Raw genomic sequence first — 12,516 nt, forward strand, 5'->3', positions numbered from 1 at the left:
TCAGGGAGTCCACGCACATGGATCACGAGGCTTTGACCAGGGAGATGCGGGGCCTGCGCGAGCAGGTGACCGGTGTCACCGACACGGCGGTGGCCGCCGCCGACGGACTGCTCATCGCGGCCGACACCGCCGGCGGAATCGACCCGGAGGGCCTCGCCGCGATCGCCGCCGCGGGACTCGGGCTCGCCCGCCGCACGGCGGAGGCGACCGGGCGCGGCACCCTGCGCCAGACGGTGACCCACGGCAGCCGGGGCTGCGCCGCCTTCTACGCGGTGGGGGAGACCGCGTTGCTGGTGGTCCTGGGTGACGAGGGCATAGACGTGGACCGGCTGCACGAGGAAGCCCGCCCCGCTCTTGCCCGTATCGACGCGATCCTGACGGCGACCGGTGCCGGGCGCGAGCCCGTACCCGCGGTCGGGTCGGTGTGAGGGGATGGCGACCAAGCGCATGACGTCCAACTTCTCCGACCAGGTGATGAGCCTGGTCAAAGCACTGCGCAGCGAGGCGCCCGACTGTGTCGCCTCCGGAGTCGTAGACATGTCGACCGGGATGCTGCTGTCGTACGAGACGGTCGAGAGTCACCCGCCGGAGGTCCTCGACCTGCTCGCCGGCGCCACCCTCGACCTCTTCCAGGGCCGTACGGTCGTGATGATCGAGGACGTGTTCAAGGAGCGCCGGGGCGTCACCAGCGACCAGCACTACTTCCAGGAGATCCTCGTCAACAGCGAGAACCTCACCCATCTGTTCATCCGCATGAACGACCAGCAGGACGTGGTGGCCGTGGTCGTCTGCCGCAAGTCGGTGAACGTGGGCATGCTCTTCGCACAGGCGCGGCGGGTGGTGCGGAGCCACAGTCTGTGAGGACGGGTGAGGGCCCCCTCCGGTGCGGAGGGGGCCCGTCGCCGTACGACCACGCGCGCCCGGCTACTCCGTGCGCAGCCCCTCAGGCCGCATCAGCCGCAGCAGCGGCGGCAGGCTGAGCACCGTGACCACCAGGACCACAGCCGCGCCGATGCCCGTCATGGACAGCACGCTCGCCCAGTCCACGGTCACCGGGACGGCCGTCATCTTCAGCAGCACCACGCCCAGGGCCAGACCCACGACGGAGGCGAGGACGAGGCCAAGCGCGATGGGGATCGCCGACTGCCACAGCACCGACAGGCCCAGCGTGCGGCGCCGGGTGCCGAAGGCGACCAGGGCCGACAGCAGCTTCCTGCGCTCGCGCAACTGCTCCAGCTGCGAGACCAGCAGGCTCGCGCCGATGAGCATGAGCACACAACTCGCGCCGACGAACAGGCCCGTGCGGATGGAGTCGTACGTGCCGGAGCGTTCGGCCGACACCCAGTTCCAGACGTTCGCCAGCGGATCGATCGCGGCCGCCACGTTCCGTACCCGGTCCGTCGCGTCCGGCACCGAGGTGTCGAGGAGCACGTAGGCGGAGGTCGTGAGCGCGGGCGCGACCTTCGCGGGAACGGCGGACGGCGTGACCAGCAGCCCCCACATCTCCTCCCCGCGCAGTGAGTTCGCGCGCTTCTCGGCCTTCTTCGCGCCTCCGGGTATCGTCCAGGCGATCTTCTTGCCCTCGGTGGAGTCGTAGCCCGGGTCGAAGTACACCGTGCGGCCGGGCTGCCGGGTGAGCTTCTCCGTGTCCGGGATGTCCTGGCGCGTCAGCACGAAGACGTCGCCGTCCCGGCAGGAGGGGAGCTTCGCCATCTCGCGCAGGGCGGTGCAGTTGCCGACGGTGACGTCCGAGGCCAGGTCCGGGTCGGTGGGCTTGTCGCCGACCCAGCCCCTGGAGACCGCCACGTACTGCCGTACGCCCTTGGTCCCCTCGAGCTTCTTCCCGATGGTGGTCACCGGGATGTCGGGAGCCATCTCGATCTCCAGATTGGCGCGACTGGTGTCCATGCCCGTCGGCGTCGTGAACCGGTCGTCGACTCCGGCGAACAGCATCTGCAGGGCGATCGCGCCGGCCACCGCCACCGCGATGCCGTTGACCATGCGGGCCGCGGTGCCGCTGCTCAACTGGAGCCTGCGGACCGCCAGTTGCCAGGACACGGAGCCGGAGCCCATGCGGGCGACGAACGCCTCGACGATCCACGGCAGCAGGGCGGTGACACCGACGAGCAGCAGGACGACGCCGCCGGTGACCATGTACTCGTTGAAGCCCCCGTTCTCCGAGCCCTGGCCGATCATCGGGTAGAGCAGCGCGAGACCGGCGAGCGGCATGAGCAGCCGCCACCAGAGCCTGCGCCGGGGCGGCTTGGCCGTGCGGACCACGCCGAGCGGTTCGATGACGACGCCGCGCAGCGCGAACAGGGTGACGAGGACGGCGGACGCCGGGACCACGACGGCGATCAGCAGGGCGAGCGCGGGGGAGGGGTTGAGATAGCTCGGGAACACACTGAGGTGGAACACCTCGACCGAACCGGCGATCTGGCGGCCGATCAGGAAGAAGACGGCGCCGAACGCGAGCCCCAGGACGGATCCCGCGAGGGCCTCGCCCGCCGCGATCCGGCGTGTCATCCGGCCGTCGGCGCCGACCAGCCGGAGCGCCGCGAGCCGGCGGTCGCGCCGCTCGCCGCCGAACCGCACGGCCGTGGCGATGAAGACGGCGACCGGCATGAGCAGCACCACGAGAACGACCAGGATGAGCAGCAGCAGGACCGGGTCCATCTCCTCGCCGCCGGACTGGTCTGTCACCGACCCGAAGCTCTTGATGCGGCCCACGGTCGATCCGTCGATCCGCTTCGCGAGCCCTTCGGCGCCCGCGTAGTAGCTGAGTTCCCGCGAACCGACCAGCCCGGCTTCGCCGATGGTGCCGACGACGCGGTACGGCAGCCGCTCGCTCAGCAGCTTCCCGTCGCCCGACTTCAGCAGCTCGTCGAGCGCGGGCGAGACGACCATCTCACCCGTCGCGGGGAACTTCCCCACGCCCGGCGGCAGCGGCGCCCGCGACCCCTCGGGCTGCAGCAGCCGTCCTCGGACGTCCCTGCCGTGGTACGTGGTGTCGGTGTTGGCGACGACCAGGGTCTTGTCGGACGGCTTGGTGGTGGCGGTCTCCTCGTGGAGGACGAGGCCGATGTCGTCCCGGGCGTCCTCGCGGTCGTCCCGCGCGGCCATGGCGCTCGGTATCGCCGAGGTGAGCAGCAGCAGCGCCACCCCGAGTCCCACTCCGACGGCGGTGAGCAGGGCGCGCACCCACCCCTCGCGGCCTCCGGTGAAGGCGAACCTGATGCCCATCGCCAGGTCGCGCGCCGACTGGCCCGCACTCATACGGCCCGCTCCATGTCCCGGGACTTCCCGTCCCGTACGACGATCTCGCGGTCCGAGTACGCGGCGACCCGCGCCTCGTGCGTGACCAGGACGACGGCCGCGTTGGTGGACCGGGCGGCGTCCGTGAGCAGCTCCATGACGCGCTCGCCGTTGAGGGAGTCGAGCGCGCCGGTGGGCTCGTCGGCGAACAGCACGCGCGGGCTCGTCACCAGCGCGCGGGCCACGGCGACCCGCTGCCCCTGACCGCCGGAGACCTCACCGGGCCGCTTGCCCTTGAGGTCGTCGACCTCCAGACGTTGCATCCAGGACAGGGCGGTGCGCTCGGCCTCCTTGCGGGAGGTGCCGTTCAGCCGCAGCGGCAGGGCGACGTTCTCGACGCAGGTCAGCTCGGGCACCAGCTGGCCGAACTGGAAGACGAAACCGAACTCGCTGCGTCGCAGCGCGCTGCGCTCGCCGTCGCTCATGGTGGCCATCTCGCGGGCGTTGTACGTGATCGACCCGGAGTCGGGCGTCACGATCCCGGCGAGGCAGTGGAGCAGGGTCGACTTGCCGGAGCCGGAGGGGCCCATCACGGCGACGACCTCGCCCGGGTGGATGGAGAACTCGGCGCCGTCGAGGGCCGTGGTCGGACCGTACGCCTTGCGCAGGTCGGTCGCGACGAGCAGGGAGCCGGCGGGTGTCATCGGACCACCGCCTCGGAGAGCTTTTCGAGACGGGCGGCGGTGAGCTCGAGCCAGCGCAAGTCGGCCTCCAGGTGGAACAGGGCGTGGTCGCAGATCAGCTGGTCCGCCAGATCGCCCTTGCGTTTGCGGTCGGTGAGGATGCGCATCATGCGCAGGTGCTCGGAGCGCTGCGTGTCGAGGATCTCGCTCGCGTTCCGGTGGGTGAGCAGGGCCAGGACGACCTTGGTGTAGAGGACGGACTGGAGGTACGGCTCGGGCTTCTCGGGCGCCGCGAGCCACCGCTCGACATCGGTGATGCCGGCCTCGGTGATCGAGTACCGCTTCCGCTCGGGACCGTCGCCCTGCTCGACGCCCTCGACCTCGACGAGGCCGTTCTTCAGCAGTCGGGACATGGTCGAGTAGACCTGGCCGTAGTGCAGCGGCCGGTCGTGACCGAACCTCTCGTCGAAGGCCCGCTTCAGGTCGTAACCGTGTCGGGGCCCGGACTCCAGGAGCCCGAGGAGTGTGTGACCGATGGACATGGCGAGCACTGTACACACCGCGTATACCTTCGGCGTATACATGCTGTGTATAGATGGCGGTCGGGGTCGCGAGAGCGCAGGTCAGGGGCGATTGTCACAGTCCTGTCATCGGCGTCGACACGCGCCGAATGCGTGCCGCCGGAGGGGTGCCCGGGCCCCCGTCCTCACTCGCTGCATAGTCATGTCACCGACAAGATCCGGCCATGCGAGCAGGCGGTCGTTCGTGCGTCGGGCCGCGCGCGATCCGGCTGCCGGGTCGCGCCGCGACGGAACCTTCGCTTCCTGGTCGGGCGCCCCAGGGCTCCGGGGGCGGGAACCGCACGCCACCTGTGTGATCTTGAAACGTCAAGTGGTTTTCCGGTCGTGGGCGGATGCCTTCCGCTTTTCGCGCACGGGCGTCGCCGCGTGCTCCCCCCGGGCCTGCCGAGGCGGTGGCGACTACTGGTCGAACATCGGGTTTTCGCAGGTCGCACAGCGTCCTGATACTCGCTATTGCTTGATCGACTGCCTTCCTAGGGTGAGGGGGCTCCGAAGACATCGGGGACAACGGAGGGATCGATCCACGTGAGAAAGAAGCTCAAGCTCGGCATCGCAGCGGGCGCGCTCGTCATCGCCACCGCCACGCCAGCGCTCGCCGAAATCGACAACGTCGGCGGCGGCACCTGGGACCACGGGGTGTCCAGCTCACGGGTGTGGTCCGACTACTACCACGGCAGCAAGTGCCACGGTTCCACCTCGGTGGGCTCGTTCACGGACCGCAGCCCCGACACGGCGCGCGGCCGCTGGTCGAGGACCGCTGCCGGGTCGCGGGACCTCGAAACCGACAAGGCCTACTGGCGTCTTTGCTGATCCGTTCGCCGGATCCGGTCGGCCCCGCCGCCGATCCCTGAGTGCTGTGGGGAGCGGGCGCCATCCGCTCCCCACAGGCGCGCGGAGGCTCGTCTCCGCGGCACCACGCCGCCCCCTCACACACCGAGCGCCCGATGCGAGAACAGACAGGCGATGCTGCACAGAGGTATCAAGTTCGTCCATGCCACCGCCCTGGCCTTCGCGGCGCTGCTGGCGTTCCTCGTCGTCTCCGACCTCGACGAAGGGACGGTCCTGGGCAGTCGGACCGCGCTGCGGGTGGACGAGTCGGACGGCTCCGCGAGCGGCGAGGAGGTCGTGCGGGCACTCGGCGAGTTCGCGGCCGACCGAGGTGCGGTGATCGGGCGTGAGCTGCCCGATCTGGAGGACTCGGAAGGGCGCCGCCACCTCTATCTCGCGGTGGGCGACCCGCGGTCGGACGCGGCGTCCTGGCTGAAGGACGGCTACCCGGACTTCGGCGGGCGGGTCGTCACCGAGGCCCACCCCATGGCCGAGCTCGGAAATCGGGACCCGAGGGGCTTCTACTACGTCTTCGGCCCCCACGCGCCGGACGCGGACGTCACCGCGGAATTCGCCTCGCTCGGCCTCCGGGCGAGCGCCGGTCACCCCCTGTCGCCGTCCGAGCTGTGGTCGTCCTACGCGGACGGTCCCCTGTTCGACGCCTTCCTCGTCACGGCCCTGGCCCTGGTGACGCTCACCGGCGCGAGCGTGCTCCTCGGCGCGAAGGGCTACGGGGTGCTCAGGCTCCAGGGCATGTCCCTGACCGGGGTGTTCTTCCGGGACCTGCGCCTGCTGCGCCGGTTCTGGCTGGTCTCGGCGGGTCTGCTGACCGCGGTGGTGCTCGCCTGGCTCGGCGTCTTCAACGGCTGGGCACGGCTCGGGCTCTACACATCCGTCGCCGTGGGGATCGCGGTGGTGCTGGAGCTGATCGTGCTGGCGGCGCACGCCGCCGTGCTCGGACTGACCTTCCGCACCGGGCTGCGGGCCGCGCTCAAGGGGGAGGTCCCCGCCCGAGCCGTCTCCCTGGCCGCCTACGCGGTGCGGATCCCCGCCCTGCTGCTGGTCGTCGGACTCCTCGCCTCGGTGGTCGCGGCGGGAGGGGACCTCCTGGAGCGGCGCGAGACCTGGCAGACGTACGCCCGAACGGGAGACGCGACCGGAATCCGGATCACCGGCAGCGTGGGAATCGACGACATGCCGAAGATGGAACGGGCCGTGGGGCGCCGCATCCATCAGGCGGACCGACAGGGCAAGATCATCATGGCCGGGCGGCTCTGGCTCCGTGACCTGCTCCGCGAGGAGGTACCGGGCGAACTGCTCGTAGTGAACGACTCCTTCCTCGCCGAACAGCCCGTCCTCGCCCCCGGCGGGCAGCGCTACCGGCCCGGGAACACCAAGGGAGACGCCCGGGACGGCGAGGGCGACACCGGGGACGGCAAGGTACGGCTTCTCGTCCCCGAGACCCTCAGCGACCAGGTGCCGCTCCTGCGCGAGAGCACGCCCGGCGTCCTGAGGCCCGAGGACCCCGATCGCATCGCCCCGAGCGACATCGAGACCCGCCCCATGAAGAACGGCCAGCGGATCTTCACCTACACCCCGGGAGAGAGCCTCGGCCCCGACGGAGACGAGCTGGACCGCTCCTTCGTGCCGGACCCGGTCGTGCTGGTCGTCCCCAACGGGTCCGACTACCTCACCCAGATCAACTACTACGCCTTCGCCACCCGCAACCAGGTGGTCTTCCCCGACCCGCGGGACGTCCACGACATCCTGCGGGAGGACGCCGCCATGCGGACCTACATCGCCGCGCTCCTGCCGGTGAAGCAGAAGGCCGCGGTCGCGATGAGCGAAGCGGCCCACGACTTCCGGCTCCAGCTGTTCCAACTCGCCGCGGGAACGGCCGTGCTGCTCATCACCGCCACCGGGGTGTGCATCGTCCACGCCCGCAGGAACGCTCAGGCGATCTTCGTCCGGCACCTCAGCGGATGGTCCTTCCTCGCTACCCACGGCACCCTTCTGGCCGTGGAGGCGGCCCTCGCCGCGCTCCTGGCCGCCTGGCTCCCGGTACGGACGTGGTGGAGGAACCAGGACCTCGCCGAGTACGCGGCACGCGGCATCCCGGCCCCGTACTCTCCCGAGGAGATCACCGGACCGGACCTGCTGGCCGCGGCCGGCCTCGCCGCCGTCACCCTCGGCGTCGTACTCGGCGCACTCACCCTGTTCCACCGTCGCATCGTCCGAGAAGGCAGCAGTGAGGCCTGAGCACGCGACCGGAACGCCCCGGCCCCTTCTCCTCGCCCAGACATCTCCTCCTCACGCGCCAGGAGCCGCACAGTGATCGACATCGAAAACCTCTCGAAGTCCTTCGGCCGGCGCACCCTGTGGTCCGGCGTCGACCTCACCGTCCACGGCGGACAGATGCTCGCACTGACCGGCCCCAGCGGCTCGGGAAAGTCGACGCTGCTCAACTGTCTCGGGCTGCTGGACGCGCCGACCGCCGGGGCCATCCGGCACGAGGAGAAGGACATCACCGAGTTCGGGCCGCGTCAGGCCCGGGTGTTCCGCCGCGACGTCCTGGGCTACCTCTTCCAGAACTACGCGCTGATCGACAACGCCACGGTCGCCGCCAACCTGGAGGTCGTCACCAGGCCCCGGAGAGGACCGCGCCGGACCACGAGCACCGCCATACCGGAGGCACTGGAGCGTGTGGGCCTCGCCGGGCGTGAGGGCGAGAAGGTCTCACGACTCAGCGGCGGCGAGCAGCAACGTGTCGCCCTCGCCCGGCTCATGGTCAAGCAGCCGTCCCTGGTGCTCGCCGACGAACCGACCGGAGCCCTCGACCACGACAACACCTCCATGGTCGTGAAGATCCTCCGCGAGATGAGCGACTCGGGATGCGCGGTGGTCATCGCGACACACGACGACTACGTAAGAGATCAGTGCGACGCCGTGTTCAGGGTGAGCGCCGACTGACGGAGGGCGCTCCTGGCCACGGACCGCGTCACGAGTCCGCAGGCCACAGCCGATTGTCACGGTTCTGCTACTGCGCCTGTCGGTGCTTGTGCGGCCCTCGGGCAACCTTCCGCCCTGTTGACACGTCGGTTTTTACGGGGCAGGTGCTGATTGTCACGTCCCCAAAAGGCGGGATCGACGGTCGTTTGTCTCAGGTCGCGGTGTTAGCTTTCTACGCCGACCGTCGACGCACGCGAGTGACGTACGAGAAGGAAAACGAGTAAGGAAGCGGGATGGGACGAGCGGAAGAGAGACGAGCGCGACAGCGCGGTGGCCGCCGCGCGGCGCCCAAGCGCTCGTCCGGGGCGGCTGCCTCCGGTTCGGTCGGGACCGGCACGGCCGTCACCACCGGCGCGACCGGTGCGACCGGCACGGCCGGGACGAGAGCCGCCAGAAGAGCGGCCGCTTCCAAGAGCTCCGGGAAGGGCGGCATACGCCGCTTCTTCACCTGGAAGAAGCTCCTCGGCGCCTTCTTCGGATTCTGCCTGCTCGGCATGGGCGCCTTCATCGTGCTCTACCTGGTCATCGACATCCCGCCGGGCAACGCCCTCGCGCAGGAGCAGAGCAACATCTACAAGTACGCCGGCGGCAAGACGCTCACCCGCGAGGGCGACGTCAACCGCGAGATCGTCGACCTCGACCAGGTCCCCAAGGGCGTCCAGCGCACCTTCGTCGCCGCCGAGAACAAGTCCTTCTACAAGGACGCGGGCGTCGACTTCAAGGGCACGGCCCGCGGTCTGATCAACACGCTGTCCGGCAAGGGCAAGCAGGGTGGCTCGACGATCACCCAGCAGTACGTCAAGAACTACTTCCTCACCCAGGACCAGACGGTCACCCGCAAGCTCAAAGAGCTCGTGATCTCCCTCAAGGTGGACCGCCAGAAGTCCAAGGACTACATCCTCGCGGGCTACATCAACACCAGCTACTACGGCCGCGGCGCCTACGGCATCCAGGCCGCGGCCCAGGCGTACTACCGCAAGGACGCCGACAAACTCAGCGTCGCCCAGGGCGCCTACCTCGCCGCGCTCCTCCAGGCCCCCAGCCAGTACGACTGGGCCGTCGCCAGCAAGACCGGCAAGGAACTGGTCAAGCAGCGCTGGAACTACGTCCTGAACAACATGGTCGAGGAACACTGGCTGAACGCCGACGAGCGTGACGGCATGACGTTCCCCGTGCCGGAGGATCCCCAGGGTGCCCCGGGCCTCGGCGGCCAGACCGGATACCTGGTGCAGGCGGCCAACAACGCGCTGGCGAAGCAGCTCGTCGCCGAGGGCTCGGCCAACGACATGGACGACGCCAGGGCGATGGTCGACGCCGGCGGCTGGACCATCACGCTGAACATCGACAAGAAGAAGCAGGCCCAGCTGGAGAAGTCGGTCAAGACCACCCTCACCAGCAAGCTGGACGAGAAGAAGCGCTCCGTCGACGGCGACGTCCAGGCCGGTGCCGTGTCGGTCGACCCGAAGACAGGCAAGGTCCTCGCCATGTACGGCGGCGTGGACTACACCAAGCACTTCACCAACAACGCCACGCGCACGGACTACCAGCCCGCCTCCACCTTCAAGCCGCTGATCCTGGCCGCGGCCCTGGAGGAGGACGCCAAGACCGAGGACGACGTACCGATCACCGCCAAGACGATCTACGACGGCACCAGCAAGCGCCCGGTCGTGGACCGCAACGGCAACAAGGTCGGGTTCGCCCCGCCGAACGAGGACGACGCGGACTACGGCCCGGTCACCGTGCAGACCGCCATGAACAAGTCCATCAACTCCGTCTTCGCGCAGATGGGCGTCGACGTCGGTATGGACGAGGTCATGAAGGTCGCGGGCGAACTCGGCATGGACGTCGAGGGAGCGCAGGCGGTGCCCGCCCAGACCCTCGGCACCATGGGCGCGAGCCCGCTGCAGATGGCCGGCGTCTACGCCACCCTCGACAACCACGGCAAGAAGGTCACGCCCGCCATCGTCGCCTCGGCCGAACACAAGGACCACACGGTCAAGTTCCCGGACCCCATCGGCGACCCGGTCATCAGCCGCAAGGCCGCCGACACGGTCACCTCGGTGCTCACCGGCGTGGTCGACGACGGTACGGCCCGTACGTCGGTGGCGAACAACCCGGACCGCGGCGGCCAGCAGGTCGCCGGCAAGACCGGTACGTCCGACTGCAACAGGTCAGCCTGGTTCACCGGCTACACCCCGAAACTCGTCACCTCGGTGGGCCTGTTCGGTGAAGCGGCCAAGGCGGGCACCACGCGGTGCGAGGGCGACAAGTCAGTGAAGGTCAGGGCGGGCGGTCAGGTTACGTTGAAGGGCGCGGCTGGCGGTGGCCGGGTCAACGGTGGCGGCTTCCCGGCCCAGATCTGGGCGACCTACACCTTCGGCGCGATGGGCAAGGTCACCAAGTTCGACCTGGAGACCGACCAGGGCGCCGCGGTCCAGACCTCCGCACCGCCGACGCCCAGCGACACGCCGTCGCGGACTCCGTCGGAGGAGCCGACCACCAAGGCGCCGACGACGTCGGCCCCGGAGAGCACACCGGAGACGACTCCCGAGGAGACTCCGACGGGCGGGGCGACGACCTCGGAGCCGGTCGAGTCACCGTCGTCATCGGGGATCGAGCTACCTGGGGGTCCGGACAATCCGCAGACTCAGTAGGAGCGCCCCGTAAGCGGCGCGGGGCTGTGTTGGATATGCGGCTCCGCCGCGTCGGCGGGGACTGGGCAGAGGAACTGGCTGTCCTGACAGGCGGGTTGGGACATCTGTTCGCCCGGCTGGAGCCGCGGGAGGTGTTCGCTGATCTCATCGAGGGGCTGCTGTCGGACCTGGAGCGCAAGAACGGCTGGACGATGGCAGGGAGGGCATGCCACGCCGCACCGGATCCAGAAGTTCCTTGGCGAGGCATCCTGGAGCGCAGACGCGTTGCTGGCTGAGGTGAGGCGTACATGGCACGGGAGTTGGTAGATCCGGGCGCGATGCTGGTGCTGGACCGGCGCCTGTACCTGCCGCAGTCCTGGACGAAGGATCGCGAGCGGCGCCGGGCGGCCGGGGTGCCCGACGAAGTCGCCTTCGCCACCAAGCCGTAGCTGGCCTCGCCATGCTGGAGGCCGCTGTGGTCGGAGGCCTGCCTGTTCCTGGGTGGCCGCGGACACGGACTACGACAAGGAGCCCGCCCTCAGGTCCTGGCTGCGGGAGCGGAAGATCCGCTACGTACTCGCGGTGCTGGTCACGCTGCCGGTTCAAGGCCCTCCGGGCAAGCCGTACCTGCCGAATCGCGGCCACCGCCCTGATCACCCACCTCAGCGACGCCTACCACCTCCAGCAGCACCACTGGTGAGCGCTGAACCAGACCCGGGCCACCATCAGCCACTTAGACCGTCGCGGCAGGCCCCTACCCACCCGCCTACACCCCTGGCGACAACCCGAGCAAGACCGATAACAACCTCAAGATCTGAGGCTGTAGTACTTGGCTGGTTCTGAATAGCGTCCTTCCGAAAACGACGTTGACGCCTCTCATTGAATCGATTTAAGGTTCCCGTCGGTTCAACTTCTGAGGAAGTTCGGTATGTCGAAGAGGGAGGCATGATGCGCGGGATTTCGGTCAAGTCATTATTGGTCGTGGCGGCGGCGATGGCGACCACGATGATTCCCCTGGCGGGAACCTCGTACGCCGCGAGCTGCCTTGGTGCCGGCTGCGACAACAAGGGTCCGGTTACCTACACCTGCGACGACGACGGCGTAGAGGCAAGGAGGGTCGACGCCAGCGGCAGACTGGCGAGACTCATCTGGTCGTCCAAGTGCGACGCCGCATGGGTGCACATCAAGAACAACGCCAACCCGACTCAGTACAACTCGACCGCATGGATCGAGAAGTGGAACAGCTCGGGTACGTCGCTGCTGAAGTCTCTTTCGGTCGAAACGCCTGGATACGGGAAGACCGACTGGTCGAACATGCTCGGCGGTGCGAGTTACATGTACCGGGTCTGCGTAAGTTTCGAGGCCAACATCGAACCGCTCAGGTGCAGCTCGAAGTTCTGACCGCCGACGCCGCGCTCGAGCTTCGCGTATCGCAGTAAGGGACTTTGTTCCTGACCCCATGCTCTCCTCGGGAGGCTTGAGAAGGGCATGGCGGCGATTTTTCGGGTGCCTGCCGACGACTCCGCA

At 68.9% G+C, this 12,516-nt stretch carries 10 protein-coding genes and 1 pseudogene; 8 read left to right on the top strand and 3 right to left on the bottom strand.

Annotation, left to right across the window (positions count from 1 at the left end; translation table 11 throughout):
• The first annotated feature begins 17 nt into the window (after positions 1-17).
• Both AB0959_RS00920 and AB0959_RS00925 read left to right on the top strand, forming a co-directional pair.
• Positions 18-428, top strand: coding sequence for a roadblock/LC7 domain-containing protein (locus AB0959_RS00920; RefSeq protein ID WP_366824063.1), 411 nt, complete (start codon positions 18-20; stop codon positions 426-428).
• A 4-nt stretch (positions 429-432) separates the two neighbouring features.
• Positions 433-861: a hypothetical protein gene (locus AB0959_RS00925; protein WP_366824064.1), complete on the top strand. Its 429-nt coding sequence runs from the start codon at positions 433-435 to the stop codon at positions 859-861.
• A gap of 63 nt (positions 862-924) precedes the next feature.
• Here AB0959_RS00925 and AB0959_RS00930 read toward each other — a convergent pair whose 3' ends face one another.
• The 3 genes from AB0959_RS00930 to AB0959_RS00940 are packed head-to-tail and all read right to left on the bottom strand — an operon-like array spanning position 925 to position 4,480.
• A complete protein-coding gene (locus AB0959_RS00930) occupies positions 925-3,276 on the bottom strand; it encodes an ABC transporter permease (protein ID WP_366824065.1) in 2,352 nt (783 codons plus the stop codon).
• On the bottom strand, positions 3,273-3,959 hold the full coding sequence (locus tag AB0959_RS00935) for an ABC transporter ATP-binding protein (RefSeq protein ID WP_366824066.1): 687 nt from the start codon (positions 3,957-3,959) through the stop codon (positions 3,273-3,275). The genes AB0959_RS00930 and AB0959_RS00935 overlap by 4 nt, the downstream gene beginning before the upstream one ends.
• Positions 3,956-4,480: a PadR family transcriptional regulator gene (locus AB0959_RS00940; RefSeq protein WP_366824067.1), complete on the bottom strand. Its 525-nt coding sequence runs from the start codon at positions 4,478-4,480 to the stop codon at positions 3,956-3,958. Before AB0959_RS00940 ends, AB0959_RS00935 begins: the two co-directional genes overlap by 4 nt.
• A 564-nt stretch (positions 4,481-5,044) precedes the next feature.
• Here AB0959_RS00940 and AB0959_RS00945 point away from each other — a divergent pair.
• The 6 genes and pseudogenes from AB0959_RS00945 to AB0959_RS00970 all read left to right on the top strand — a co-directional run bounded on the left by AB0959_RS00945 (position 5,045) and on the right by AB0959_RS00970 (position 12,390).
• Positions 5,045-5,329, top strand: coding sequence for a lactococcin 972 family bacteriocin (locus tag AB0959_RS00945; protein WP_366824068.1), 285 nt, complete (start codon positions 5,045-5,047; stop codon positions 5,327-5,329).
• 153 nt (positions 5,330-5,482) lie between these two features.
• Entirely contained in the window at positions 5,483-7,606 is a 2,124-nt protein-coding gene (locus AB0959_RS00950) for a hypothetical protein (RefSeq protein ID WP_366824069.1), read from the top strand.
• Between the two features lie 72 nt (positions 7,607-7,678).
• On the top strand, positions 7,679-8,317 hold the full coding sequence (locus AB0959_RS00955) for an ATP-binding cassette domain-containing protein (RefSeq protein WP_366824070.1): 639 nt from the start codon (positions 7,679-7,681) through the stop codon (positions 8,315-8,317).
• Between the two features lie 272 nt (positions 8,318-8,589).
• Complete coding sequence (locus tag AB0959_RS00960) at positions 8,590-11,010, top strand: transglycosylase domain-containing protein (RefSeq protein WP_366824071.1); 2,421 nt, start codon at positions 8,590-8,592, stop codon at positions 11,008-11,010.
• 335 nt (positions 11,011-11,345) lie between these two features.
• Positions 11,346-11,435 (top strand): annotated as a pseudogene (locus AB0959_RS00965) (transposase); the annotation flags it as partial.
• 499 nt (positions 11,436-11,934) lie between these two features.
• The gene (locus AB0959_RS00970; RefSeq protein ID WP_366824072.1) at positions 11,935-12,390 is read left to right on the top strand and encodes a DUF2690 domain-containing protein; all 456 of its coding nucleotides are present in this window, start codon (positions 11,935-11,937) and stop codon (positions 12,388-12,390) included.
• Positions 12,391-12,516: the final 126 nt, after the last annotated feature.

It is taken from the genome of Streptomyces sp. NPDC046862 (assembly GCF_040704615.1).
GTDB lineage: Bacteria > Actinomycetota > Actinomycetes > Streptomycetales > Streptomycetaceae > Streptomyces.